At 74.2% G+C, this 24,397-nt stretch carries 24 protein-coding genes; 13 read left to right on the top strand and 11 right to left on the bottom strand.

The features are described 5' to 3' along the window. The first annotated feature begins 41 nt into the window (after positions 1-41). Entirely contained in the window at positions 42-1,466 is a 1,425-nt protein-coding gene (locus ACF09E_RS09275; protein WP_392204582.1) for a GH1 family beta-glucosidase, read from the top strand. Between the two features lie 125 nt (positions 1,467-1,591). Further along, on the top strand, positions 1,592-1,957 hold the full coding sequence (gene trxA, locus ACF09E_RS09280) for a thioredoxin (RefSeq protein WP_361849873.1): 366 nt from the start codon (positions 1,592-1,594) through the stop codon (positions 1,955-1,957). Positions 1,958-2,017: 60 nt separating this feature from the next. Here trxA and ACF09E_RS09285 read toward each other — a convergent pair whose 3' ends face one another. The 3 genes from ACF09E_RS09285 to ACF09E_RS09295 all read right to left on the bottom strand — a co-directional run bounded on the left by ACF09E_RS09285 (position 2,018) and on the right by ACF09E_RS09295 (position 4,770). After that, positions 2,018-3,205, bottom strand: coding sequence for a thiolase family protein (locus ACF09E_RS09285; protein WP_392204583.1), 1,188 nt, complete (start codon positions 3,203-3,205; stop codon positions 2,018-2,020). A gap of 151 nt (positions 3,206-3,356) precedes the next feature. Then, the gene (locus ACF09E_RS09290; RefSeq protein WP_392204584.1) at positions 3,357-3,626 is read right to left on the bottom strand and encodes a hypothetical protein; all 270 of its coding nucleotides are present in this window, start codon (positions 3,624-3,626) and stop codon (positions 3,357-3,359) included. 109 nt (positions 3,627-3,735) lie between these two features. Then, positions 3,736-4,770 carry a LacI family DNA-binding transcriptional regulator gene (locus ACF09E_RS09295; protein WP_392204585.1) on the bottom strand — a complete coding sequence of 345 codons (1,035 nt, stop codon included), beginning with the start codon at positions 4,768-4,770 and terminating at the stop codon, positions 3,736-3,738. Positions 4,771-4,923: 153 nt separating this feature from the next. Here ACF09E_RS09295 and ACF09E_RS09300 point away from each other — a divergent pair, with 153 nt between their 5' ends. The 4 genes from ACF09E_RS09300 to ACF09E_RS09315 all read left to right on the top strand — a co-directional run bounded on the left by ACF09E_RS09300 (position 4,924) and on the right by ACF09E_RS09315 (position 8,684). Beyond that, positions 4,924-6,186 carry an MFS transporter gene (locus ACF09E_RS09300; protein WP_392204586.1) on the top strand — a complete coding sequence of 421 codons (1,263 nt, stop codon included), beginning with the start codon at positions 4,924-4,926 and terminating at the stop codon, positions 6,184-6,186. Positions 6,187-6,229: 43 nt separating this feature from the next. Then, on the top strand, positions 6,230-6,937 hold the full coding sequence (locus tag ACF09E_RS09305; protein WP_392204587.1) for an alpha/beta fold hydrolase: 708 nt from the start codon (positions 6,230-6,232) through the stop codon (positions 6,935-6,937). A 14-nt stretch (positions 6,938-6,951) separates the two neighbouring features. Then, entirely contained in the window at positions 6,952-7,182 is a 231-nt protein-coding gene (locus ACF09E_RS09310) for a hypothetical protein (RefSeq protein WP_361849883.1), read from the top strand. Positions 7,183-7,265: 83 nt separating this feature from the next. Beyond that, a complete protein-coding gene (locus ACF09E_RS09315) occupies positions 7,266-8,684 on the top strand; it encodes a flotillin family protein (RefSeq protein ID WP_392204588.1) in 1,419 nt (472 codons plus the stop codon). A gap of 113 nt (positions 8,685-8,797) precedes the next feature. Here ACF09E_RS09315 and ACF09E_RS09320 read toward each other — a convergent pair whose 3' ends face one another. Together ACF09E_RS09320 and ACF09E_RS09325 are read right to left on the bottom strand one after the other, a co-directional pair. Beyond that, positions 8,798-8,968: a hypothetical protein gene (locus ACF09E_RS09320; protein ID WP_392204589.1), complete on the bottom strand. Its 171-nt coding sequence runs from the start codon at positions 8,966-8,968 to the stop codon at positions 8,798-8,800. A 77-nt stretch (positions 8,969-9,045) separates the two neighbouring features. Continuing rightward, complete coding sequence (locus ACF09E_RS09325) at positions 9,046-9,879, bottom strand: TIGR02452 family protein (protein WP_392204590.1); 834 nt, start codon at positions 9,877-9,879, stop codon at positions 9,046-9,048. A gap of 227 nt (positions 9,880-10,106) precedes the next feature. On the opposite strand from ACF09E_RS09325, the gene egtA reads away from it, so the two are divergent. From egtA to egtD, 4 genes are read left to right on the top strand one after another with little or no spacing between them, the layout of a single operon-like run. Beyond that, positions 10,107-11,366 carry an ergothioneine biosynthesis glutamate--cysteine ligase EgtA gene (egtA, locus tag ACF09E_RS09330; protein WP_392204591.1) on the top strand — a complete coding sequence of 420 codons (1,260 nt, stop codon included), beginning with the start codon at positions 10,107-10,109 and terminating at the stop codon, positions 11,364-11,366. Beyond that, positions 11,363-12,688 (top strand): ergothioneine biosynthesis protein EgtB, encoded by a 1,326-nt coding sequence (egtB, locus tag ACF09E_RS09335; protein ID WP_392204592.1) that lies wholly within the window; start codon positions 11,363-11,365, stop codon positions 12,686-12,688. The genes egtA and egtB overlap by 4 nt, the downstream gene beginning before the upstream one ends. Then, positions 12,688-13,440, top strand: coding sequence for an ergothioneine biosynthesis protein EgtC (gene egtC / locus ACF09E_RS09340; RefSeq protein WP_392204593.1), 753 nt, complete (start codon positions 12,688-12,690; stop codon positions 13,438-13,440). The genes egtB and egtC overlap by 1 nt, the downstream gene beginning before the upstream one ends. Continuing rightward, positions 13,437-14,402: an L-histidine N(alpha)-methyltransferase gene (gene egtD / locus ACF09E_RS09345; RefSeq protein WP_392204594.1), complete on the top strand. Its 966-nt coding sequence runs from the start codon at positions 13,437-13,439 to the stop codon at positions 14,400-14,402. Before egtC ends, egtD begins: the two co-directional genes overlap by 4 nt. On the opposite strand, the gene ACF09E_RS09350 is transcribed toward egtD, so the two are convergent. The 3 genes from ACF09E_RS09350 to ACF09E_RS09360 form a co-directional block, all read right to left on the bottom strand. After that, positions 14,297-15,199, bottom strand: coding sequence for a lysophospholipid acyltransferase family protein (locus tag ACF09E_RS09350; RefSeq protein WP_392204595.1), 903 nt, complete (start codon positions 15,197-15,199; stop codon positions 14,297-14,299). The two genes, egtD and ACF09E_RS09350, sit on opposite strands and share 106 nt — an antisense overlap. Then, positions 15,196-16,053: a GNAT family N-acetyltransferase gene (locus tag ACF09E_RS09355; RefSeq protein ID WP_392204596.1), complete on the bottom strand. Its 858-nt coding sequence runs from the start codon at positions 16,051-16,053 to the stop codon at positions 15,196-15,198. Before ACF09E_RS09355 ends, ACF09E_RS09350 begins: the two co-directional genes overlap by 4 nt. 137 nt (positions 16,054-16,190) lie before the next feature. Beyond that, on the bottom strand, positions 16,191-17,438 hold the full coding sequence (locus tag ACF09E_RS09360) for an extracellular solute-binding protein (RefSeq protein WP_392204597.1): 1,248 nt from the start codon (positions 17,436-17,438) through the stop codon (positions 16,191-16,193). A 360-nt stretch (positions 17,439-17,798) separates the two neighbouring features. Between ACF09E_RS09360 and ACF09E_RS09365 the strand changes: the two genes are divergently transcribed. Beyond that, on the top strand, positions 17,799-18,839 hold the full coding sequence (locus tag ACF09E_RS09365) for a vWA domain-containing protein (RefSeq protein WP_392204598.1): 1,041 nt from the start codon (positions 17,799-17,801) through the stop codon (positions 18,837-18,839). Between the two features lie 173 nt (positions 18,840-19,012). Here the strand turns inward: ACF09E_RS09365 and ACF09E_RS09370 are convergent, their stop codons facing one another. Both ACF09E_RS09370 and ACF09E_RS09375 read right to left on the bottom strand, forming a co-directional pair. Then, positions 19,013-19,231 carry a dodecin gene (locus tag ACF09E_RS09370; RefSeq protein WP_338491675.1) on the bottom strand — a complete coding sequence of 73 codons (219 nt, stop codon included), beginning with the start codon at positions 19,229-19,231 and terminating at the stop codon, positions 19,013-19,015. A gap of 191 nt (positions 19,232-19,422) precedes the next feature. Next, on the bottom strand, positions 19,423-19,914 hold the full coding sequence (locus ACF09E_RS09375; protein WP_392204599.1) for a hypothetical protein: 492 nt from the start codon (positions 19,912-19,914) through the stop codon (positions 19,423-19,425). Positions 19,915-20,025: 111 nt separating this feature from the next. Between ACF09E_RS09375 and ACF09E_RS09380 the strand changes: the two genes are divergently transcribed. Together ACF09E_RS09380 and ACF09E_RS09385 are read left to right on the top strand one after the other, a co-directional pair. After that, on the top strand, positions 20,026-21,057 hold the full coding sequence (locus tag ACF09E_RS09380) for an LLM class flavin-dependent oxidoreductase (RefSeq protein ID WP_392204600.1): 1,032 nt from the start codon (positions 20,026-20,028) through the stop codon (positions 21,055-21,057). Between the two features lie 121 nt (positions 21,058-21,178). Further along, complete coding sequence (locus tag ACF09E_RS09385; protein ID WP_392204601.1) at positions 21,179-23,539, top strand: ATP-binding cassette domain-containing protein; 2,361 nt, start codon at positions 21,179-21,181, stop codon at positions 23,537-23,539. 24 nt (positions 23,540-23,563) lie between these two features. On the opposite strand, the gene ACF09E_RS09390 is transcribed toward ACF09E_RS09385, so the two are convergent. After that, positions 23,564-24,391, bottom strand: a complete 828-nt coding sequence (locus ACF09E_RS09390; RefSeq protein ID WP_361858837.1) for a tyrosinase family protein — start codon at positions 24,389-24,391, stop codon at positions 23,564-23,566. Between the last annotated feature and the right edge of the window lie 6 nt (positions 24,392-24,397).

The raw sequence follows: 24,397 nt of genomic DNA on the forward strand, positions 1-24,397 counted from the left end.
GGCCGCTTTCCCGTCCGCCCTCTCGGCACCAGGAGGACCCCGTGACCGCCCCCGCCCCGTCCGTCACCGCCCGCCACGACGCGCTCATCGACCTCCTCCCCCCGCACTTCCGCTTCGGCGCCGCCACCTCCGCCTTCCAGATCGAGGGAGCCGTCGACGAGGACGGCCGCACCCCGTCCATCTGGGACACCTTCTGCCGCGTCCCCGGGGCCGTCGACAACGGCGACACCGGCGACACCGCCTGCGACCACTACCACCGCATGCCCGAGGACGTGGCCCTGCTCGCCGCCCTCGGCCTCGACACGTACCGCTTCTCCGTCTCCTGGTCGCGGGTCCAGCCGCGCGGACGGGGGCGGGCCAACCCTGCGGGGCTCGGCTTCTACGACCGACTCGTCGACGAGCTGCTCTCCCGGGGCGTCACCCCCTGGCTCACCCTCTACCACTGGGACCTGCCCCAGGAGCTCCAGGACGCCGGCGGCTGGCCGGCCCGCGACACCGCCCACCGGTTCGCCGACTACGCGGAGCTCGTCCACGAGCGCCTCGGCGACCGCGTCACGCACTGGACCACTCTCAACGAACCGTTCTGCTCGGCGATCCTCGGCCACGTCGAGGGCGTCCACGCCCCCGGCGGACGCTCCTTCGCCGACGGGGTGCGCGCCGTGCACCACCTGCACCTCGCCCACGGACTCGCGGTCCGGCGGCTGCGCGCGGCGGCCCGCCGGCCCCTGGACCTGGCCGTCACCCACCTGCTCGGCACCAGCGGACCCGCCACCGGGTCCGCGGCCGACCGCGAGGCCGCCCGCCGGGCCGACGCCCTCGGCTTCCGCTTCTACCTCGACCCGATCCTGCGCGGCCGGTACCCGCAGGACCTGATCGACGACCTGGCCGCCCGCTCCGTCGAGATCCCCGTCAGGGACGGCGACCTGGAGGTCATCTCCAGTCCCTTCGACACCCTCGGCGTCAACTACTACCGCTCGATGCGCACCTCGGGCACCGACGAGGCCGGCGCCGCCACCGACGCCCACGGCGTGCCCGTCACCCGGAACCTGCCGCACGGCGGCCTGCCGGTCACCGGCCTCGGCTGGGAGGTCATGCCGCACGACCTCGCCGAGCTGCTGCTGCGCATCTCCCGGGACTACCCGGGCACGCCCATGGTGGTCACGGAGAACGGCGCCGCGTACGAGGACGTCCCGGACGCGCGCGGCTTCGTCGAGGACACCGACCGCACCGCCTACCTGGCCGCGCACCTCGCCGCCGTGGCGGAGGCCCGCAGCCGCGGCGCCGACGTCCGCGGCTACTTCGCCTGGTCGCTCCTGGACAACTTCGAGTGGGCCTACGGCTACGACAAGCGCTTCGGTCTGGTGCGCGTCGACTACGCCACCCAGACGCGGACGCCCAAGCGCAGCGCGCTGTGGCTGCGCGACACGGCCCGGCGGGTCCGCGGCGGCGGTGCGCACGGGGCCTGATGGCCGATAACAGGGAATTCCCGACCCCCGTGCGTGGTTAGGCTCGGATGACGCCCCAGTGTTCCCGTGCGCGTCTCGGGAATCAGCCGGGACCCACCATTCACGCACGTCGGAGGCCGACCAGCATGAGTACCGTAGAGCTCACCAAGGACAACTTCGACGAGGTCGTCAGCGGGAACGAGTTCGTCCTGATCGACTTCTGGGCCTCCTGGTGCGGTCCGTGCCGTCAGTTCGCCCCGGTCTACGACGCCGCGTCCGAGCGTCACGAGGACCTGGTCTTCGCGAAGGTGGACACCGAGGCGCAGCCGGAGCTGGCGGCGGCCTTCGAGATCCGCTCGATCCCGACGCTGATGATCGTCCGTGAGAACGTGGCGATCTTCGCCCAGCCCGGGGCGCTTCCGGAGGCCGCGCTGGAGGACGTCATCGGGCAGGCGCGGAAGCTGGACATGGACGAGGTCCGCAAGTCCGTGGAAGAGGCCAAGCAGAAGTGATCCGCCGCGAGGGGGGTACGGGAGCGCCTCCCGTACCCCCCTCGCGTGGTGTCCGGGCGGTCAGCGCTCCAGGACGAGGGCGAGGCCCTGTCCGACGCCGATGCAGAGGGCCGCGAGGCCGGTGCCCGAGCCCGCCGCGGCCAGCTGGTGGGCGACCGATCCGGCGAGGCGGGCGCCCGAGGCTCCCAGCGGGTGGCCGATGGCGACGGCGCCGCCGCGCGGATTGACGATCTCGGGGTCCAGTTCCGGCCATTCCGCGAGGCAGCCGAGCGACTGGGCCGCGAAGGCCTCGTTGAGCTCGAAGGTCCTCAGGTCGGCGAAGGAGCGACCGGCCTTCCCGAGGGCCCGCCGGACCGCCTCGACCGGGCCGAGGCCGAAGAGCTGGGGCTCGATGCCGGTGACGGCGGACGTGCGGACCCGGGCGAGCGGCTCGCGGCCGGTCTCGCGCAGCCCGTCCTCGTCGACGAGCAGCAGGGCGGCGGCGCCGTCGTTGAGGGGTGAGGAGTTGCCCGCGGTGACCGTGCCCCCGTCGGGGCGGAAGGAGGGCTTCAGCCGGGCGAGGGCCTCCATGGACGTGGCGTCGCGGATGCACTCGTCGCGGGTGAGCTCCACGTCCGGGCAGGGGACGACCTCGCCGTCGTAGAGGCCCTTGGCCCAGGCCTCGGCCGCCTTGCGGTGGCTGGCGAGCGCGAAGGCGTCCTGCTGTTCGCGGGTGATGCCGTGCTTGTCGGCGATCAGCTCGGCGCCCTCGCCGAGGGGGACCGTCCACTCGGCGGGCATGCGGGGGTTCGTCATGCGCCAGCCGAGGGTGGTGGAGTGCAGCTGCTGGTGGCCCGCCGGGAAGGCCCGCTCGGGCTTCTGCAGCACCCAGGGGGCGCGGGACATCGACTCCACGCCGCCGGCGACGACGACGGAGGCGTCGCCGAGGGCGATGGCGCGGGCGGCCTGGATGACGGCTTCGAGGCCGGAGCCGCAGAGCCGGTTGACGGTGACGCCGGGCACGGAGACCGGCAGCCCGGCGAGCAGCACGGCCATCCGCGCGACGTCGCGGTTGTCCTCGCCGGCGCCGTTGGCGTCGCCGAAGTAGACGTCGTCGACGCGGGCCGGGTCGAGGTCGGGAGTGCGGTCCACGAGGGCCCGGACGACGTGGCCCGCGAGGTCGTCGGGGCGTACGGCGGCGAGGGCGCCCCCGAACTTCCCGATCGGGGTGCGGACGGCGTCGACGATGTAGACGTCGCGGATGCTCATCGGTTCTCTCCCACGTGGCCTTCGGAACGACTCTGTTCGCCGGGGCGGCGGGTCCGTCGCCCCGGGAGGGGGCGTCCGACCCGGCGCGCGCCGAGTCTGTGCCCGTCGGACCGCGCTGTCAACGGGCCCCCTCCGGCCGGGACGCCCCAGGTCAGTCGCGTCGCGCGGGCCGGACGAGGGCCGTGAGGCCGTAGTCGAGCTCGCGGCCGTCGACGAGGAGGGCCTCCACGGTGGGCGTCGCGGGGTCGATGTCGGCCCTGATGCCGTGGCCCTCGTAGATCGGGTACCCGGTCTCGCCGTGCCGTCCGGTGGCCTCCACGACGGCGGTGCGCACGGCGCTGTCGGCCACGGCCGCGCCGCCCCGGTCCTCGACGTGGGCCGGTACCAGCAGGATCTCGAAACGCTGCGGAACTGTGCTCATGGACCGACGCTATGCGCTCGGCCGCCGGAGCGCCGGACGACCACCGGGCGGCGTGTCCCGGAGCCGCCCGGCGGGTGGCGCTCCCGCGGGTGGCCGCCGGGCGGTCCGGTCAGCTGGACTCGCGGCGGACGACCTCCGAGGCGAGCAGCGAGCGGGTGCGGGGCGGGACGTCGGGTTCCCGGACGGCCCGGTCGACCAGCTCGGCGAGTTCGCGTCCGAGGACCATGTCGATCCGTACGGTGCTGAGCCGGGGGCGCAGCAGCCGGCCGAGCAGCAGGTCGTCCGCTCCGACGACGGCGGTGTCCTCGGGCACGGCCACGCCGGCGTCCTGGAGCGCGCGCATCAGGAGCATCGCGTACTCGTCGTTGTAGGCGAAGACGGCGTCCAGGCCGAGGTCCCGCCAGCGTCCGGCGAGCGCGCCGGCCGACTCCTCGTCGTACCGCAGCGGGAGGGGCACGACGGTGGCGTCGGTGCCGCGGACCGCGCGCCGGGCGCCGTCGAGGCGGGGCCCGGAGAAGATGTCGAGGCCGGGCTCCTCGGGGAGGACGACGCCGATCCTGCGGCGGCCGGTCTCCACGAGGTGGGCGGTGGCGACCTCGCCGACGCGTCCCTGGTCCATGAGGAGGGCGTGGGTGCCTTCGACGTGTCCGGTGCCGAGGGTGATCACGGCGCGCGCCCCGGACCGCTTGAGGATCCCGACGCCCTGTCCGGTCAGCTGGACGGCGCCGAGGGAGACGACGGCCACGGGCCGGAGCTCGGCCCAGGCGCGGGCGGCCTCCTCGCCCTCGAGTCCGACGCTGCCGTACTGGACCACGGTGTAGTCGAGGCGGCGCAGGGCCCACTGGAAGTCGTTGAAGAAGCGGCTGTAGAGCGGTCCGACCGGTACGTGGGAGGTCGGCAGGAGCACCATCCGGCTGTGGCCGGCGCGCAGGCTCCGGGCGGCGGCGTGCGGCACGTACCCGAGTTCCTCGGCGGCCTCCCGCACCCGGCGGCGGGTCGGCTCGCTGATGCGCACGGCGGAGGTGTTGTTCAGGACGTACGAGACGGTGGCCCGGGAGACGCCCGCGAGGCGGGCGACGTCGGCGCTGGTCGGGACCGTGCGCCCGAGGGGGCGTTCGGGGGTGTGTTCGGTTGGCTGACTCATCGCTTCGGCATCTTTCCAGAACGATCCGGCCCGAGGTCTGGCGGATGGCCGGAAACGAGTGCTACACAATGCTCACACGTGTCAGTGACACGTGTAACTAACCCGTTCGATCCGTCTCTCGCCCCCGTCGGGCGATCTCCCCAGGAGGGCACCGTGGCCCTTTCCTCCCCCGGCTCCACCGCCTCCGGCACCGGCTCACCCGCTCCCGGCTCCCCCGCGGCCGGCCGCCCCGCCCGCGGCCTGCTCGCCCTGCTGTTCGCCGGGAACACCGCGATGTACGCCCTGTACGTCGGCGTCCCCGGACTGCTCCTCGCGCTCCAGATCGAGGAGATCGACCCGGCCGGCAAGGTGGCCAACTTCGGCCTGGTCTCCGGCATATCCGCGATCTTCGCCACCGTCTTCAACCCGGTCGCGGGCGCCCTCTCCGACCGCTCGGGCCGCCGCAACCCGTGGATCCTCGCCGGCGGCCTGCTCGCGCTCCCGGTGATGCTGCTCCTGGGCGGCGTCCACACGATCCTGCTGGTGACCATCGTCTGGTGCCTCGGACAGGCGGTCATGAACGTCTACCAGGCAGCCCTCACCTCCGTGGTGCCGGACCGGGTCCCGGTGGGCGCCCGCGGGAAGGCCTCGGCGGCCGTCGGCCTGGGCCTCCCCGTCGGCTCGACGATCGGCGCCCTGGTCGGGGCCGCGTTCTCCGAGGACTACCGCACCGGCTACCTCGTCCTCGGGGCCCTCGTCGCCGCCACCGCCGTGCTCTTCACCGCCTGCGCCCGGGAGCGGCGCATGCCCGCGAAGGCGCCCCTGCCGGTGAGGGAGCAGCTCAGGGCCTTCGGCAGCGCGCTCGGGCACCACGACTTCCGGTGGGCCTTCATCGGCCGCGCGCTGCTGGTCCTCGGCTACTTCGCGGTGGCGGGGTTCCAGCTGTACATCCTCAAGGACCACACCGAGCTGCCCGCCGGGCTGAGTCCCGAGGAGGCGGTGGCGGTCCTCATGCCGCTCAACGCGCTCGCGATGGTGGTGTCCACCGTGCTCGGCGGCTGGCTCTCGGACCGCTACGACCGGCGCAAGCTCTTCGTGGGCGCCTCGGCGGCGCTGGCCGCGGCGGCGCTGCTCGTCCCGGCCGTCTCGGCGAGCTGGACCGCGATGCTGGTCTTCTCGGCGGTCAACGGCCTGGGCTTCGGCTGCTACATGGCCGTCGACACCGCGCTGGTGACCATGGTGCTGCCGAAGGCCGAGGACGCGGCCCGGGACATGGGCGTCCTCAACGTCGCCAACGCGGGGCCGCAGATCGTCGCCCCCTTCGCCGCCTCGCTGGTCGTCTCGCTGAGTGGCGGGTACACGGCGCTGTTCCTGATCGCCGCCGTACTGTCGGTACTCGGCGCGCTCGCCGTGCGCCCCGTCCGCAGCGTGCGCTGACCCTCGGCCGGCGTCCGCCCAGCACCGTCAGAGAGGCCGCACCGTGCTCCTGCACACGACCACGTGGGGGTCGGGCGACCGGATCGCCCTGCTCGTCCACGGCATCATGGCCGACCACCGCACCTGGCGGCGGGTCGGGCCGGCGCTCGCGGAGCGCGGCTACCGGGTGATCGCGGTGGACCTGCGGGGGCACGGCCGGAGCGGGCGCGCGGCGGGACCGGCCGGGTACCGTCCGCAGGACTACGCCGACGATCTCGTCGAAACCCTGCCGTCCGGGGCGGAGTTGGCCGTCGGGCACTCGCTCGGCGGTCTCGTCCTCGCGCGGACGGTGGGGCGCCTCGCGCCGGCCCGTGCGGTGTACTCCGACCCGGCCTGGCACCTGGCGGCCGGACCCTGCGGCTACCGGGCCGAGATGTTCGTACGGGGCAAGTCGCTGACCCGCGAGCAGATCAAGGCGTTCAACCCGCACTGGCCGGACGAGGACGTGGAGACGGAAATGGCGTCGGTGCGGACGTGGGACGAGCGGTCGGCGCACGGCCTCACCGAGTTCGTGGGCGCCGACCTGTGGCCGGTCCGGGCGGAGGTGCCGTCGCTGGTGACCCTGGCCGATCCGAGCTCGCTGGTCCGGCCGGAGCACGCCCGGATGCTGACGGACCGCGGCTTCGAGGTCCGTACCGTGAAGGGAGCGGGCCACACGGTCCACCGGGACGAGTTCGACGGGTTCATGTCCGCTCTGGACGAGTGGATCTGACGTACCGTTCAGGCATGGACGACGCGTCGATGGACTCCTCGATGGTGGGACTGCTCGGCCGGGTGACCGGCACCGTCGGGCCGGGTCTCGTCGGTGAGGTGATCGTCCGGATCCGGGGCGGTGCCGAGCACTTCCTCGCCCATCCGGCCTCCCCGAAGGAGCGGATCGACGTGGGAACGGTGGTGACCGTCATGGAACATCTCCCTCCACGCACCGTCTATGTCACAGCCGCGTACGGGGGTTGACCGGACCGTTGAGCCGCGCCCGCCGCGGGCGCACACTCCCTTCACCGGATCCGCACCGGCTCCGGTGAAGGGGGACCATGTCCATGGGCATCGGCATTCTCGCGGGCGCCGTCGTCGGCGCCATAGCCGTCCTGATCATCGTCTTCAAGATGATGTGGCGCGTCGCGGAACCCAACGAGGCTCTGATCATCTCCGGCTCCAACCACAAGAACGAGGCTCTCGGCGCGGGCATGGGGTTCCGCATCGTCACCGGGCGGGGCACGCTGGTGCTGCCGGGTGTGCAGGCGGTGCGCAAGCTCTCGCTCGACCTCAACGAGACCCAGTTGTCCGTCGAGTGCGTCACCCACCAGGGCATTCCGCTGAAGGTCCGCGGTGTGGTGATCTTCAAGGTCGGTGACGACTTCGTGTCGATCGCCAACGCGGCCCGCCGCTTCCTCGACCAGCAGAAGCTCATGAGCGAGCGGGTGCACATCGTCTTCGCCGGCCATCTCCGCGCCATCGTCGGCGGGTTGACGGTGGAGGACATGATCCGTGACCGGGAGAAGCTGACCGGGCAGGCGCGCTCGGCCTGTGGCACGGAGATGGAGAAGCTCGGTCTGATCGTCGACTCCCTGCAGATCCACGAGATCGAGGACCCGACCGGGTACATCAAGAACCTGGCCGCGCCGCACGCGGCCGCCGTCCAGCGGGACGCGCGGATCGCCCAGGCCGAGGCCAACCGCCGGGCCACCGAGGCCGAGCAGCAGGCAGCGGCGCGCATGTCGGAGGCGACCCGCGACAGCGAGATCCTCCAGGCGGGCTATCAGGCGGAGCGGGACCAGGCGTCCGCGAAGGCCCGGCAGGCGGGTCCGCTGGCGGAGGCGGCCTCGCGCCAGGAGGTCGTCGTCCAGGAGACCCGGGTCGCCGAGCTGGAGGGCCACCGCAAGGAGCAGCAGCTCCAGGCGGAGGTCCGCAAGCCGGCCGACGCGATGGCGTACGAGACGAGGACGCTGGCCGCGGCCGAGCGGGACGCCCGGATCTCGGCGGCCGAGGCCGAGGCCAAGGAGACGGAGCTGGCGAGCGCCGCCATGGCGACGGCGACCCGGCTCACCGGTGAGGCGGAGGCGGCGGCCCAGCACGCCAGGGGGCTCGCGGTCGCCGAGGCGACGCGGGCGAAGGGCCTGGCGGAGGCCGAGGCGATCAAGGCCCGTGCGGCGGCGCTCGCGGAGAACCAGGAGGCCGTCGTCGCGCAGCAGCTGGCCGAGAAGTGGCCGGAGATCGTGTCCGCGGGCGCGTCGGCTTTCGGGAACGTGGACCAGATGGTGCTGCTGAACGGCGCCGACGGCATGGCGGACGTGTTCGCCAAGGCGCTGACCATGGGCGGGACCGGTCTGGGGCTGGCCCGGCAGCTGCTGGCCACGATGAACCCGGCCGCCCAGGAGCGGCCGGGCACAGCGGTGCCTCCGGCGCCGCGGGCGCCGGAGGCGAGCGTGGAGATCAAGGTCGTCGGCGGGGAGGAGTAGCGGCGGGGCGGAAGGGGACACGGACCGGGTCCGGTGCCGGTCGGCGCCGGACCCGGGTGCCGTGCCCCCGTCGGCTCCCCGCCTCGCTTCTCCGCCGGCTCGGCCGGCGCGCGTCAGTTGTGGCCGAACTTCCGTTCCTTGCGGTGTGCGGCGTGCTCCACCAGGGGCATCGACGTCTCGCTCTTGGGCGCCGTCGAGGTCTGTTCCTTCGTGGTCGCCCCGGTGCGGTGCTCATGGCCGCCGGTACGGGCTCCCCGGTTCGTCCGGGTCTGTTTCCTGCCCACGATCGTGCCTCCCGTGACGGGTGTCGGACGGTGGTCCGTATCCCTTCAGCCTGGCACGGGGGTGCGGTCGCCGCACGTCAGGCGGCCGCCGCCCCGATGACCCGCGCGAAGGCGGCCAGCGTGGGGGTGCCCGGGGCGCGGTCCAGGACGGCGAAGACGATCTCCTCGAAGTGCCCGGCGAAGCGGCCGTCGCCGGTGAGCAGGGCGGCGAACGCGCCGGCGACCTGTCCGGGGTCGTTCTGGAAGACGCCGCAGCCCCAGGCGCCGAGCACGAGCCGCCGGTAGCCGTGCGCGGCGGCCGTCTCCAGGACGCGCTCGGCCCGGGAGGCGAGGGCGGCGGGCAGGCGGTCGGCGAGGGCGGGGGTGCGGCGCCGGAGGACGCCGGCGTTGGGTGCGGGCGAGGTGAGGAAGCCGACGGTGAAGGGGGCGTCGAGGAGGGCGCCGCGGTCGTCGCGGAAGACCGGCACCCGCGGCGAGTGGATGACCCGGTCGGTGTAGAGGACGTCCTTGTCCTCGCGGTGGTGGGCGTAGTAGGCGGGGGCACGGAGCAGGGTGGTGTGGAGGGCGGAGGAGCGGCAGAGCGCCTCCTCCTGGGCCTGGGCGCCGTTGAGGTAGCCGCCGCCGGGGTTGCGGGCGGAGGCGAAGTTGAGGACGGCGACGGGGCGGGCGGGATCGGCGCCGGTCATCCGCCGGGCGGCGGCCAGGCTGCTCTCGCCGGTGACGTCGAGGGTGGGGGTCCGGTCGGTGTCGGGGGTGACCGGGACCGGTTCGGGGCCGTGCAGGCGTGTTCCGGCCAGGGCGGCGGCGAGGTCCTCCGCGAGGGAGACGGTCCGGCCGTCGGGGGCCCGGTAGCGGCCCGCGGCGACGATCTCCTCGGTCTGCCGCGCGATCGCGCGCAGTCGTGCACTCATGGCCCCAGAATGATCGTTCCCGATCGGCCGGGACAACGGGTTTTCCGGCGGCCCCGCCGGGTTCCGGCCGGGCCCTCACACGGGCGGATTCCGGCCGTACGGGGGCGCGGGGGGCGCGTCCGGCCGGTCCGGGGCGCTCTTGCACGCCGCTCGGCGGTGGCTTTAGGTGGAAGCAGAACGTCCCGGGGCCGGTCCCGACGACCGGCCCGACGACTGGAGGTGTACGGATGTCGTCCAGCGGCATACGGCGCGGCGACCCGCCCCTCGCGGAGGCGGACGCGGAGGAACTGCTGCGATGTATCTGCTTCAAGACCGGCCCGCCCCGCACCGTCGGGGTGGAACTGGAATGGCTGGTGCACGAGCTGCGCGACCCCCGGCGACCCGTCCGGCCGCCGCGGCTCGCGACCGCCCTCGACAGCGTGCGGTCCCTGCCGCTGGTGTCGTCCCTGACCTTCGAACCCGGCGGGCAGCTGGAGCTCAGCTCGCGCCCGGCCGGTTCGCTCATGGAATGCCTCGACTCCCTCGCGGCCGACCTCCGTGCGGTCCGGTCGGCGCTCGGTCCGCTCGGCCTCGGTCTCAGCGGATACGGGGTGGACCCCTGGCACTCGCCGCGCGGCCGGGTGCTCCACGAACCGCGGTACGACGCCATGGAGGCCGCGCTCGACCGCACCGGCCCCGCCGGGCGGGCCATGATGTGCGACTCGGCCTCCGTGCAGATCTGCCTGGACGCGGGCCTGGAGGAACCGGGGCCGCTGGGCTACCACCGGCGCTGGCAGCTGGCCCATCTCCTCGGCGCGGTGCTGGTGGCGGCCTTCGCCAACTCGCCGCTGCACGGCGGCCGTCCCACCGGCTGGCGCTCGACGCGGCAGGCGCTGTGGGCGGACCTCGACCCCCTGCGGACCCTCGCGCCCCCGCCGGACGGGGAGCCCCGCGCCGAGTACGCCGCCCACGTCCTGGACACCCCGGTGATGTGCGTACGCGCCGAGGAGGGTCCCTGGGACGTGCCGGAGGGGATGACCTTCCGTGACTGGCTGCGCTCGGGCGGGCCCCGGCCGGCCGACGCGGACGACCTGCGCTACCACATGACGACGCTCTTCCCGCCGGTGCGGCCCCGCGGCCACCTGGAGCTGCGGATGGTCGACGCGCAGCCGGGGACGGACGGGTGGATGGTGCCGGTGGCCGTGACGACCGCGGCCTTCGAGGACCCGGAGGCGGCGGAGACCGTGTACCGGGCGGTGAAGCCGCTCGCGGAGCGGGCCGACGGCGCGCCCGCCCCGCGCAACCCGCTCTGGCTGGCGGCGGCCCGCGACGGCCTGGCCGACCCGGAGCTGCACGCCACCGCCCTGGCGGTGTTCGCCGCGGCGCTCGACGCGCTGCCCCGGATCGGGGCGAGCGAGGAGGTGCGGCGGGCGGTCGCCGCCTTCCACGAGCGGTACGTGGTCCCCGGGAGCTGCCCGGCCGACGAGCTGGAGGTGGTGGCGTCATGACGGAGACCCGGACCGAGCGGGACCCCGAGGCGCTGCGCCGGCGCGCCCTGGAGGCACTCACCGCCGCGCGGGCCCGCACCGCGCTGCTGACGTCCTGCGTCGAGGACGGTGAACTCACCGCCCAGCACTCCCCCTTGATGTCGCCGCTGGTCTGGGACCTGGCGCACATCGGGAACCAGGAGGAGCTGTGGCTGTGGCGGGCCGTGGCCCGGCAGGAGGCCCTGCGGCCCGAGATCGACTCGCTCTACGACGCCTTCGAGCACCCCCGGTCGACCCGCCCCACCCTGCCGCTGCTCGCGCCGGGCGAGGCCCGTACCTACGCGGCGGACGTGCGGCTGCGCGTCCTCGACGTGCTGGAGCACGCCGAGTTCGACGAGCGTCCGCTGCTCCGCGCCGCCTTCGCCTTCGGCCTCGTCGCCCAGCACGAACAGCAGCACGACGAGACCATGCTGATCACCCATCAGCTGCGGAAGGGGCCCGCGGCGCTGACCGCTCCCCCGCCGCCCCCGCCGCGCGGCGGCCCGCTGCCCGCCGAAGTCCTGGTGCCCGGAGGCCCGTTCACCATGGGGACCTCCGAGGAGCCGTGGGCCCTGGACAACGAGCGGCCGGCGCACACCCGGGTCGTGCCCGCCTTCCACATCGACACCGTTCCGGTCACCAACGGCGCCTACCGGGCCTTCATGGCCGACGGCGGCTACACCGACCGGCGCTGGTGGCGGCCCGAGGGCTGGGCGCAGATCAGGGAGCACGACATCGCGGCCCCGCTGTTCTGGCGCCGGGACGGCGCCCAGTGGCTGCGCCGCCGGTTCGGGGTCACCGAACCCGTCCCGGACGAGGAGCCGGTGCTGCACGTCAGCTGGTACGAGGCGGACGCCTACGCGCGCTGGGCGGGGCGGCGGCTGCCGACGGAGGCCGAGTGGGAGAAGGCCGCCCGGTACGACCCGGCGTCCGGCCGCTCGCGCCGCTACCCCTGGGGCGACTCCGACCCCGGCCCCGAGCACGCCAACCTCGGCCAGCGGCACCTGCGGCCCGCCGCCGCGGGCGGCTATCCGGAGGGCGCCTCGCCGCTCGGCGTACGGCAGCTGATCGGGGACGTCTGGGAGTGGACCGCGAGCGACTTCCTGCCGTACCCGGGGTTCACCGTGTTCCCGTACAAGGAGTACTCGGAGGTGTTCTTCGGCCCGGACCACAAGGTGCTGCGCGGCGGGTCCTTCGCCGTCGACCCGGTCGCCTGCCGGGGCACCTTCCGCAACTGGGACCTGCCCGTGCGCCGCCAGATCTTCGCCGGCTTCCGCACGGCCCGCAGCGCGGAGCTCGACTGATGTGCCGCCACATCGCCTTCCTGGGCGATCCGGCGGCCCTGGGAGAGCTGCTCGTCGAGCCGGCGCACGCCCTGCTGCGCCAGTCCTGGGAGCCCCGGTCCCAGACGAGCGGCACGGTGAACGCCGACGGCTTCGGGGTGGGCTGGTACGCCGAGGGGGACCCCGTCCCGGCCCGGTACCGGCGCTCCGGCCCGATCTGGGCCGACCTCTCCTTCGCCGACCTCGCCCGGGTGGTGCGCTCCGGTGCCCTGCTCGCCGCGGTCCGGGGGGCGACGCTCCCGGGCGCGGACGGGGAGGCGGCCGCCGCGCCGTTCGCCGCCGGGCCCTGGCTGTTCAGCCACAACGGCGCCGTCCGGGGCTGGCCGGGCTCGCTGGCGCCGCTCGCCGCGGCCCTCCCGGCCGGGGAGCTGCTCGGACTGGAGGCCCGGACGGACTCGGCGCTGGTCTGGGCGCTGGTGCTGCACCGGCTGCGGTCCGGGGACGCCCCGGCGGACGCCCTCGCCGACACGGTGCGGGAGGTCGCCGCGGCGGCCCCCGGCTCCGGTCTCACCCTGCTGCTGACCGACGGGGCGCGGATCACCGCGACCGCCTGGGAGAACAGCCTCTGGTACCTGACCGGCCCCGACCGGGTGGTCGTGGCCTCCGAACCGTACGACGACGATCCGCGCTGGCGGGAGGTCCCCGGGCGCACGCTCGTGACCGCCACCCGTGCCGACGTCACCCTCACCCCGCTCAAGGAGCCCTCCGCGTGAGCCCGTTCCAGCTGACCCGCACCCTCGCCCCGGACGCCGCCGGCGCCGATCTCCGCGCCGACGTCCTCCAGGGGCTCAACCGCTCGCCCAAGGAACTGCCGCCCAAGTGGTTCTACGACGCCCGGGGCAGCGAGCTGTTCGAGGAGATCACCCGGCTTCCCGAGTACTACCCGACCCGGGCCGAGCGGGAGATCCTGAAGGAGCGCGCGCCGGACATCGCCGCCGCGACCGGGGCCAGAACCCTGGTGGAGCTGGGTTCCGGCTCCTCGGAGAAGACCCGGTTCCTCATCGACGCGCTGCTGCCGGGGCTCGACGCCTACGTTCCGGTGGACGTGAGCGAGTCCGCGCTGACGGGCGCGGCGGAGTCGCTGCTCGACGAGCGGCCCGAGCTGCACGTGCACGCACTCGTGGCCGACTTCACCCGGGGGCTGGCGCTGCCCGGGACGCCCGGTCCGCGCCTGGTGGCCTTCCTCGGCGGCACCATCGGCAATCTGCTGCCCGGGGAGCGGCGGACCTTCCTGCGCTCCGTGCGGGCGATGCTCACGCCGGGCGACGCGCTGCTGCTCGGCACGGACCTGGTGAAGGACGAGGCGACGCTCGTGGCCGCGTACGACGACCCGGCCGGGGTGACGGCGGCCTTCAACAAGAACGTCCTCGCGGTGATCGACCGGGAGCTGGGGGCGGACTTCGACCCGGACGCGTTCGCGCACGTGGCGGTGTGGGACGACGAGCGGGAGTGGATCGAGATGCGGCTGCGGGCCCGCCGCGCGCTGACCGTGAAGATCCCGGAGCTGGATCTCGCGGTGCCGTTCGCGGCGGGCGAGGAGATGCGGACGGAGGTGTCCGCGAAGTTCCGTCAGGCCGGGGTGCGGGCCGAGCTCGCGGAGGCGGACCTGGAGCTCGACCGCTGGTGGACCGACAGTGCGGGCCGGTTCGCGCTGTCCCTCGCCACCGCACGCTGAGCGGCGGCCGCCAGGGCGCGCCGGTCCCGGTGGAGGGCCGCGGTCAGGGGCTCGCCGAGGCGGACGACGGCGGTGAGCCGGCGGGTGGAGACCACCCGCCACAGCGAGGAGCCGAGCGGGTCGGCCCCGACGTAGGCCGCCGCGTCGGTGGGCCGGTAGTCGATCCGTACCGGCTGCACGGCGCAGCCGGTGTCGAGGGCGGCCTGGAACGCGGCCGGGCGGAACCGGCCGCGTTCCCGTCCGCACCAGGTCGACCCCTCGGGGAAGACCAGCACCCGGCCGCCGGCCGCGAGCACCCCGGCCAGGGACCGCACGGTGCCGGGCAGGGCCATCAGGCCGTCCCGGTCGATGAAGAGGGTGCCGCCGAGCGCGGCGAGCGTGCCGAGCACCGGCCAGCGGCGGACCTCCGCCTTGGCGACCGCCCGGCCGGGCAGGAGGGCGGCGAGCAGCGGGATGTCGAGCCAGGAGATGTGGTTGGCGACGACGAGGAGCGGCCCGGTGGCCGGGGCCGGCGCTCCCTCGTAGCGGACGCGGACGCCTAAGGCGCGGACCGTCGCCCTCGTCCAGAGGCGGACCAGGGCGAGCCGGGCGGCGGCCGGGAGCAGGGCGGCAGGCGCGGCGAGGAGGAGGCCGAGGAGGACCGCGCCGAGCCCGGCGACCAGCCGGAGCGCGGACCGGACGGGCCCGGCCCCGGCGGTCCCGGCGCCGCCGGGGCCGGACGCGGGATGGGCCGCGCACCGGCCCGGGGTGCAGGGCGCCGTGGGGAGCCACGGCGAGGCGGCCGCGGTCCCGGTCACCGTGCCGGGACGAGCGAGAGGAAGTGGTCGAGGTAGCGCGGGTGCGTCCGGCGCAGCGAGAGCAGGACGAAGAGGTCGGCGGTGCCGAACTCCGGGTCGTGCGCCGGGGCGCCGCAGACCTGGGCGCCCAGCCGGAGGTAGCCGCGGAGCAGCGGCGGCAGTTCGGTGCGGCCCTCGGGGCGGGTGACGCCGTCGGGGCTCCAGAGCTTGTGCGGGGTGACCCAGTACTCCTCGGGGGCGAGGTGCTTGGTCCTGACCGTGTCCCAGGTGGCGGCGGCGAGGGCGCCGCCGTCGGCGAGCGGGAGGGAGCAGCAGCCGGCGAGCCAGTTGTGGCCGGTGTCGGTCATGTAGCGGGCGAGTCCGGCCCAGATGAGGGCGATGACGGCGCCGTTGCGGTGGGCGGGGTGGACGCAGGAGCGCCCGACCTCGACCAGGTCGTGCCGGATGGGGGCGAGCCGGCCGAGGTCGAACTCGCTCTCGGAGTAGAGGCGCCCGGCGATCGCGGCCCGGCCGGGCGGCAGGATGCGGTAGGTGCCGACGACCTCGCCGGTGGTCTCCTCCCGGACGAGGAGGTGGTCGCAGTACGCGTCGAAGGCGTCGGCGTCGAGGCCGGGTTCGGGGCCGTCGAGCCGGGCGCCGAGTTCGCCGGCGAACACCTGGTGGCGCAGTCGCTGGGCGGCCCGGACGTCCTGCTGGTCCCGGGCGAGGCCCACCTGGTAGCGGGGGTCCGCGCCCGGCGCCCGGCGCGCGGTCTGCTCGGCGGGGCGCCGGGGCGCGGGCCGCTCGCCGTGGGGCCGGTCGGGGACGGCGTGCGGCGGGGCGGGGACGGCGAGCGCGGGGGTCGGTGCGGCCATGTCGGACTCCTCCGGCGTACGGAAGGGGAAAGGACGGCGCCGGACCGGTGAGCGGTGGTCCGGCTCCTCGTTTCTTCCGTGAGCGGCTGGATTCGACGTGACAGGCCGGGGGCCCGCGGGTGTGGAGGCGCTGAATGCTATTCGGCGAGGGTGTCCGTGATCTCGGCCGAGGCGGTCTGGGCGGCCTTCAGGGGGTCCTCGCCCTGGAGGACGGCCGTCATGTAGGGCTTGATGGGGTTGTCGGCCTCGACGTCGGCCCACTGCGGGGAGTTGGGGGTGGCACGGCCGCGGGCGGCGGCCCGGGCCATGACGGCGGTGGCCTCCTGGCCGGCGACCACGGAGGCGAGGCTCTTCTTGTTGGGCACGTAGCCCATGGTGCGGGCGAGGTCGGTCTGCCACTTCTCGCCGGCGAGCGCCTTGACGACGTCGAGGGCGGCGCCGCGCTGGGGCGCGTTCTTGGGGATGATGAGGTCGGAGCCGCCGGTGAAGACGGCGCAGGGCCGGTCCTCCGCCTTCCCGGGTATGGGGAAGTAGCCGAGCTTGTCCTTGAGGGCCGGGTTGGCCTGGACGATCGCGGCGACGGCGCTGGGCGCGGCGATGAGCTGGGCGACGTCGCCCTTGGCGAAGACGTCGGTCTGCGGCGGGTTCTGCTCGTCGGCGTCCTTGGGTCCGGAGCCGAGGGACTGGAGCTCCTTGTAGTAGGCCATGCCGCGCCGGGCCGCCGGGGTGTCGAGCGCGCCGGCCCACTCGCCGCCCTTGTCGACGGCGAGTTCGCCGCCCTCGTCCCAGACGAATCCGGCGAGGGTGTACCAGTCCTGGCCGGCCAGGTAGATGCCCTGGGAGCCCTTGCTGTTGAGCTTCTCGGTGTCGGTGAGCCACTGCTCGCGGGTGGCCGGCGGCTTGTCGATGCCGGCGTCGGCGAACAGGTCCTTGTTGTAGATGACGATGCGGTTCGCCGCGTACCAGGGGATGCCGTACTGCGCGCCGCCGATGCTGCCGGGCTCGGCGAGGCCGGGGAGCCAGTCCTCGCTGCCGAGGTCGCGGACCGACTCCAGGGTGAGGTCGAAGAGCCTCTCGGTGTCGGCGTACTGGGCGACCTGGGTGTTGCCGACCTCGATGACGTCGGGGCCGCCGGGCCCCTGGATGGCCTCGGTGACCTTCTTCCCGATGCCGGTCCAGTCCTGGATGGTGACCCTGAGCTCGACGCCGTCGTGCTCCTCCTCGTACGCCTCGGTGAAGCGGTTGAGGAAGTCCTCGCTGACGCTGTTCCGCATGAGCCAGATGTCGACGGTCTTCGTCCCGCCGCCGCCCGGGAGCATCCCGCAGCCGGCGAGGGCGAGCGCAGTGGCGGCTGCCAGGGGGCAGGCCAGATGGCGGTTCTTCACGTAGGTCACCTTCTGCGGTTCAGCACAGGGTCGTGCGGCATGGGGGGCTGACCCGACATGGGGGGACCGAACGGGGTGTTCGCGCGGGTATGTGGCCTGGATTCTGGTCTGGACCAACGGGATGGTCAAGTCCTTGACCATCCCGTCCCGCGCCTCAGACGCACCATCTGTTCCGTTACCGGCGGTAATTACCCGTCGGTCACCTTTGGCCGAACCTCTCGGGCCGCACCGCCCGGAATCCCCCGGCGACCGGCGGGACGAGACCCGCCCTCCCGCACGCGAACAGGTGATCGATTGTCAGTGGTGGGTGGGAACGTAGAGGCATCGGGTCGGAAGGCCCGCGAACCAGGGGGAGTTGCCATGTCCGGAAGCCAGAACTACATCAACCACGTCGCTCTCGTACTGGATGCCAGCTCGTCCATGTCGCACCTGAGCCGCAAGGTGGTCGACGTCGCCGACCAGCAGATCGCCTACCTCGCCCGCCGGTCCCGGGAGCTGGACCAGGAGACCCGCGTCACGGTGTACGTCTTCGCCGACACGGTGGAGTGCGTCATCTACGACAAGGACGTCCTGCGGATGCCCTCGCTGAAGCAGCTCTACCGGGTCGGCGGCATGACGGCCCTGCTGGCGGCCGCGCTGAAGTCGCAGCGGGAGCTCGCGCAGACGGCCCAGCTCTACGGCGACCACAGCTTCCTCACCTTCGTCCTCACCGACGGCCAGGAGAACGCCAGCCACCGCTGCCCCGACGCGCCCTCGAAGGACGCGCGCGGCCTCGTCCAGGCGGTGACCCGGATGATCGAGACGCAGGAGGACAACTGGACGCTGGCCGTCCTGGTGCCGGACCAGGTGGGCAAGCGAGAGGCGGTCCAGAGCGGCTTCCCGAAGGACAACGTCGCCGTCTGGGACGCCACCAGCACCCAGGGCCTCGAAGAGGCCGGGCAGGTCATCCAGGAGGCCACAGAGAAGTTCATGGTGGGCCGCACCAAGGGCATCCGGGGATCGCGCGCGGTGTTCTCGACCGGGGCGGACGCGGTGAACCCGGAGACGGTGAAGGCGGCCGGCCTCGCCGCCGTGGACCCGTCCGACTACCGCCTGATCCCGGTGGCCCGTGACGCGGCGATCCGCGAGTGGGTCGTCGAGTCCGGCCACACCTACCGGACCGGGGGCGCCTTCTACCAGCTGAGCAAGTCGGAGAAGGTGCAGGCGAAGAAGCGGATCGCCGTCCTGGAGAAGAAGACGGACCGGGTGTACACCGGGCCCGAGGCACGCGCCCTGCTCGGCCTGCCGGACGCGGAGGCCCGCGTCCGGCCCGACCACAACGACGACTTCACGATCTTCGTACAGAGCACCAGCGTGAACCGGAAGCTGGTGCCGAACACCCGGCTGCTGCTGATGCTCTGAGAAGGGGCGGCGCGACCGGCGGCCGGAGCGGACGTCCGCTCCGGCCGCCAGCCGCGCGCGTCGACGCGGGGGCCCGGGCCGGCGCCGGCCCGCCGTGCGCGGCCCGCGTCGGCCATCGGCGCGGGCCGGGTGGGCCGGCAGGTCGGTGGAGGTGGATGGCGGGCAGATCGGTCCTAGGCGCCCGGCTCCTCCAGCCGGAAGCCGACCTTCATGCCCACCTGGAAGTGGGCGACCTGGCCGTCCTCGACGTGACCGCGGATCTCCGTGACCTCGAACCAGTCGACCGAGCGCAGCGTTTCGCAGGCCCGGGTGATGCCGTTGCGGATGGCGGTGTCCACGCCCTCCGAGGACGATCCGACGATCTCCGTGACGCGGTAAACGTGGTCTCCCATGGCGGCCTCTCCTTAGGGTTCCGACTCCATCCACCCTGCACGGAAGCGGAGACCCCCGCGAGTCGAGCCGGAGCGCGCCCCGCGCCGCCGGATCACGAGCGCCCGGCCGGGCCGCCGGCGCCCGTCGGGGCCGGGGGCCGGCAGCGCCCCCTCGCCCTCGGGGTCCGGGCGCCGGGAGCCGGCCGCCGCCGTCAGGTACGGCCCTCCTTCTCCTGGGCGTCCCTCAGCTCCTCCGACGGGGTCGCCCACCCGGCGCGGACGACCGGGAAGCCGGCCGCCTCGGCGGCGTCGCAGACCAGCAGGTCGTCGTCGACGAGCATCCTGACCGCGCGGTCGGCCGCGAGCCGGCGGAGGGTCTCCACCTTCGTCACCCGGGCCGGCCGGAAGTCCCGGTGGCGGCGCATGTGGACCGGCCCCTCCGGGAGGCCCTGTGCGGCCAGCCAGGCCAGGGTGTCCCGGCGGCAGCGCTCCGGGCGCCCGGTCAGGTACACGACGTCGCACTCCTCGGCTGCCTCCCGGCACAGCGCGACCCCCTCGTCGAGCGGCGGGTCGTCGGGCGCCGCCGCGAAGAAGGCGTCCCAGTCCTTGGGACGCCGTTCCAGGAAGTGCTGACGGTGGGCCGTGGCGGCCAGCGTGTTGTCGAGGTCGAAGACGGCCAGAGGCCGGAGGTTGTCCGCTGTCACACGGCCCAGCCTAGGGGTGTCCCGCCGATCACGCGGGTGTCGCGGAGCCCGGTTCGGCGGGCCGGGGCCGCGCTCCGGGAATCCCTCCCGGACCAGGACGTTGAACCCCCTGTGAGCACCTTTCCCGGCGGCGTCCGCTTCTCCGTCCTCGACCGCTCCCGCACCCGGGAGGGCGAGGACGCCTCCCAGGCGCTGCGTGACACGGTGGCCCTCGCCCGGGAGGCCGAGGCCCTGGGCTACCACCGCTTCTGGGTGTCGGAGCACCACAGCGTGCCCGGCGTGGCCGGTTCCGCGCCGACCGTCCTCGCGGCCGCCGTGGCCTCCGCCACGTCCCGCATCCGCGTCGGCACGGGCGGGGTGATGCTCCCCAACCACCAGCCCCTGGTCGTGGCGGAGCAGTTCGGCGTGCTGGAGTCCCTCTTCCCCGGCCGGATCGACATGGGCGTCGGCCGCTCGGTCGGCTTCACCGACGGCATCCGGCGCGCGCTCGGACGGGACAAGGAGGACGCCGACCGGTTCGGGGAGCAGCTCGTCGAGCTGCTCGGCTGGTTCACGGGCGAACAGTCCGCCCACCCTCAGGTGCACGCCCGGCCCGCCGAGGGGCTGCGGGTGCCGCCCTTCGTGCTGGCGACCGGCGAGGGCGCGTCCCTCGCCGCGGCCACCGGGCTGCCGCTGGTCATAGGGGACCTCCGCGGCCGCGACCGGCTGCTCGCCGCCGTCGAGACGTACCGCTCCGCCTTCCGCCCCTCGCCGTGGTCCGCCGAGCCGTACGTGGTGATCGCCGGGACGGTCGCGGTGGCCGGCACCGAGGCGGAGGCCCGCCGCCTCCTGATGCCGGAGGCCTGGTCGCTCGCCCACGCGCGGACCCTGGGCGCCTTCCCGCCGCTCCTCGCGCCCGAGGCGATCGACGGGCTCACGATGACGGAGAGGCAGCGGGGCCTCTACGAGTCGGGGCTGACCGGCCATGTGCACGGCACGGCGGAGCAGGTGGCCGCGGCGCTGGCGGAGGCGGTGCGGGAGACCGGGGCGCAGGAGGTCCTGGTCACCACGAGTACGTACGACCGGGCCGCGCTGAGCGGGTCGTACCGCGGGCTCGCGGCGGCGGTCGGCCTGACGGCCGGGGCGTCGTCGGCCACCACGTGACGCACCGCCCGACGCGCCCCGGTCCCTGACGCACGCCGCCCCCTGCCCACCACGGTCGTGTCGCACCGGCCCCGTGCGGTCCCGACCGGGTCGTGGACGAACCCGGAGATACCATCACGTCATGCCCGAAAGCCGCCATGATCCGTACGTCCGCGTCCGCGGTGCCCGTGAGCACAACCTCGCGGGGGTGGACGTCGACATCCCCCGTGACGCGCTCGTCGCGTTCACCGGGGTCTCGGGCTCCGGGAAGTCGTCCCTCGCCTTCGGCACCCTCTACGCCGAGGCCCAGCGGCGCTACTTCGAGTCGGTCGCGCCGTACGCGCGGCGGCTGATCCACCAGGTGGGGGCGCCCGCGGTGGGCGAGATCACCGGGCTTCCGCCGGCGGTCTCGCTGGAGCAGCGCCGGTCCTCGCCGAACGCCCGGTCCTCCGTCGGGACGGTCACCACCCTCTCCAACTCGCTCCGCATGCTGTTCTCCCGCGCGGGCCGTTATCCGGAGGGCGCCGAGCGGCTCGACTCCGACGCCTTCTCCCCCAACACGGCGGCGGGCGCCTGCCCCTCGTGCCACGGTCTCGGCCGGGTCCACGACACGAGCGAGGAGCTCCTGGTCCCCGATCCGGAGCTGTCGATCCGTCAGGGCGCCGTCGCCGCCTGGCCGGGCGCCTGGCAGGGGAAGAACCTGCGGGACGTCCTCGACGCCCTGGGTCACGACGTCGACCGGCCGTGGCGGGAGCTGGACGCGAAGGACCGCGAGTGGATCCTCTTCACGGACGAGCAGCCGGTCGTGACCGTCCATCCGGTCCGGGACGCCGACCGCATTCAACGCCCCTACCAGGGTACGTACACGAGTGCCCGACGGTACGTGCTGCGGACCTTCGCCGACTCGAAGAGCGCGACCCTGCGGGCGAAGGCGGAGCGGTTCCTGACCAGCGCAGCCTGCCCCGTGTGCGGCGGCGGGCGGCTGCGTCCGGAGGCGCTGGCGGTCACGTTCGCGGGCCGGAGCATCGCCGATCTGGCGGCGCTCCCGCTCACCGCCCTGTCCGCTCTCCTCTCCGCACCGGCGGCCGGAGTGGGCGAGACCGCGCGCGTCCTGACCGGTGACCTCGTCGCCAGGATCGCGACCGTGACCGAACTCGGCCTCGGCTACCTCAGTCTGGACCGGGCCACTCCCACCCTCTCCAGTGGGGAGCTCCAGCGGCTTCGGCTCGCCACCCAGCTGCGCTCGGGGCTCTTCGGCGTGGTGTACGTGCTGGACGAGCCCTCCGCGGGACTGCACCCGGCCGACACGGAGGCGCTGCTCGTCGTGCTCGACCGGCTCAAGGCGGCGGGCAACTCCGTGTTCGTCGTGGAGCACCACCTCGACGTGATCCGGCACGCGGACTGGCTCGTGGACGTCGGGCCGCTCGCCGGGGTGCACGGGGGACGGGTCCTGCACAGTGGTCCGCCGGCCGGGCTCGCGACGGTCGGGGAGTCCGCGACCCGCCGCTTCCTCTTCGACCGGGAGCCCGGGCCCCTGCGGGAGGTCCGCGCACCCGCCGGCTGGCTGCGGACGGGGCCGGTGACCCGGCACAACCTCCGGGAGGTCGACGCGGCGTTCCCGGTCGGGGTGCTGACCGCGGTCACCGGGGTGTCCGGCTCGGGCAAGTCGACCCTGGTCGGCGCGCTGACGGAGGAGGTCTCCGGGGTGGGGCGGCTGGTGACGGTGGACCAGCGGCCGATCGGCCGCACCCCGCGCTCCAACCTGGCCACGTACACGGGTCTGTTCGACGTGGTGCGGCGGCTGTTCACCGAGACGGAGGAGGCGCGGGCCCGCGGTTACCGGGCGGGCCGGTTCTCCTTCAACGTTCCGGGGGGCCGGTGCGAGACCTGTCAGGGAGAGGGGTTCGTCTCCGTCGAGCTGCTGTTCCTGCCGAGTACGTACGCGCCGTGCCCCGACTGCCACGGCGCCCGCTACAACCCCGAGACGCTCCGGGTGCGGCTGCGGGGCCTGACCATCGCCGAGGTCCTCGACCTGACCGTGGAGGCCGCCGCGGAGTTCTTCGAGGCCGCGCCCGCCGCCGCGCGGAGCCTGCGCGCCCTGCTCGACGTGGGCCTCGGCTATCTGCGGCTAGGGCAGCCCGCGACGGAGCTGTCCGGGGGCGAGGCGCAGCGGATCAAGCTCGCGTCCGAGCTGCAGCGGCCGCACCGCTCCCCCACCCTGTACGTCCTGGACGAGCCGACCACGGGGCTGCACCCGGCCGACGTCGAGGTGCTGATGCGCCAGCTCCACGGGCTGGTGGACGCGGGCCACTCGGTGGTGGTCGTCGAGCACGACATGGATGTGGTGGCCGCCGCGGACTGGGTGGTCGACCTCGGTCCGGGCGGCGGGGACGAGGGCGGCCGGATCGTGGCCGAGGGGCCGCCGGACCGGGTGGCGCGGGCGGCACAGAGCCGCACCGCGCCGTATCTGCTCCGGGCGCTGGGGTCCGCCGGACGGGACTGAGTCCGGCGGGCCCGCGGCCGCGGGTCAGGCCGCCGTGTCGAAGGTGTAGTGGCGGGTGTGGTCCAGCATGTCCGCCGGGGTGACGTCGTTCCACGGGCGCATGGTGTCGCCGAGGTCGACGACGTTCGGGGTGCCCGCGGCCGGGAGGTACGGGGACCGGGGGTGACGGGCCTGCCAGTCGGCCCACAGCTTGTCGATGAAGGCGTGGTGGAGCCAGAACACCGGGTCGTTCGGGGAGACCCCGGTGCCCATCTGGCCGCCGACCCAGACGTGGACGCGGTTGTGGAGGTTCACTCCGCGCCACCCTTCGAGGTGGTTGCGGAAGCCGTCCGAGGAGCTGTTCCACGGGGCCGTGTCGTAGGTCTCCATGGCGAGGACGGAGTCCACCTCGGCACGGGTGGGGAGCTGGCGCCCGCCCGCCCCGAGGTCGCGCCGGAGGTAGTCGCGGCCGTCGACGCGGACGCTGATCGTCCAGCGGTTGCCGAGCCGGGCGAACGGGCCGTCGGTCACCTGGCCGTCGCGGGCGCGTCCGGTGCCGCCGAGGAAGTCGGGCGCCCAGAGCGAGGAGCGGGCGGTGCGGTCGGCCGTCCAGTCCCAGTAGGGCAGGGCGACGGTCGGGTCGACGGCCTGGAGGGCCTGTTCGAACTCGATGAGGAAGCGCCGGTGCCAGGGCAGGAAGGACGGCGAGCGGTGGCCGACGCGGTCGCCGTTGTCGGTGTCGCTCATGATGAAGGCGTTGTGGGTGGTGACGAAGGTGTCGTACCGTCCGGAGCGCTTGAGCTCCAGGAGGGCGGCGACGAAGCGTCGCTTCTCGTCGGCGGTGAGGGCGGCCTGGTTCTTGCGTACGGTCATGACGGG

It is taken from the genome of Streptomyces sp. NPDC014891, assembly GCF_043081085.1.
Classification (GTDB): domain Bacteria; phylum Actinomycetota; class Actinomycetes; order Streptomycetales; family Streptomycetaceae; genus Streptomyces.

Excerpts from the sequence above, each read along its gene's own strand:
- trxA (WP_361849873.1), top strand. The coding sequence starts at position 1,592 with ATGAGTACCGTAGAGCTCACCAAGGACAACTTCGACGAGGTCGTCAGC.
- ACF09E_RS09285 (WP_392204583.1), bottom strand. The coding sequence starts at position 3,205 with ATGAGCATCCGCGACGTCTACATCGTCGACGCCGTCCGCACCCCGATC.
- ACF09E_RS09290 (WP_392204584.1), bottom strand. The coding sequence starts at position 3,626 with ATGAGCACAGTTCCGCAGCGTTTCGAGATCCTGCTGGTACCGGCCCAC.
- ACF09E_RS09295 (WP_392204585.1), bottom strand. The coding sequence starts at position 4,770 with ATGAGTCAGCCAACCGAACACACCCCCGAACGCCCCCTCGGGCGCACG.
- ACF09E_RS09310 (WP_361849883.1), top strand. The coding sequence starts at position 6,952 with ATGGACGACGCGTCGATGGACTCCTCGATGGTGGGACTGCTCGGCCGG.
- ACF09E_RS09315 (WP_392204588.1), top strand. The coding sequence starts at position 7,266 with ATGGGCATCGGCATTCTCGCGGGCGCCGTCGTCGGCGCCATAGCCGTC.
- ACF09E_RS09325 (WP_392204590.1), bottom strand. The coding sequence starts at position 9,879 with ATGAGTGCACGACTGCGCGCGATCGCGCGGCAGACCGAGGAGATCGTC.
- egtA (WP_392204591.1), top strand. The coding sequence starts at position 10,107 with ATGTCGTCCAGCGGCATACGGCGCGGCGACCCGCCCCTCGCGGAGGCG.
- egtB (WP_392204592.1), top strand. The coding sequence starts at position 11,363 with ATGACGGAGACCCGGACCGAGCGGGACCCCGAGGCGCTGCGCCGGCGC.
- egtC (WP_392204593.1), top strand. The coding sequence starts at position 12,688 with ATGTGCCGCCACATCGCCTTCCTGGGCGATCCGGCGGCCCTGGGAGAG.
- ACF09E_RS09355 (WP_392204596.1), bottom strand. The coding sequence starts at position 16,053 with ATGGCCGCACCGACCCCCGCGCTCGCCGTCCCCGCCCCGCCGCACGCC.
- ACF09E_RS09365 (WP_392204598.1), top strand. The coding sequence starts at position 17,799 with ATGTCCGGAAGCCAGAACTACATCAACCACGTCGCTCTCGTACTGGAT.
- ACF09E_RS09370 (WP_338491675.1), bottom strand. The coding sequence starts at position 19,231 with ATGGGAGACCACGTTTACCGCGTCACGGAGATCGTCGGATCGTCCTCG.
- ACF09E_RS09385 (WP_392204601.1), top strand. The coding sequence starts at position 21,179 with ATGCCCGAAAGCCGCCATGATCCGTACGTCCGCGTCCGCGGTGCCCGT.
- ACF09E_RS09390 (WP_361858837.1), bottom strand. The coding sequence starts at position 24,391 with ATGACCGTACGCAAGAACCAGGCCGCCCTCACCGCCGACGAGAAGCGA.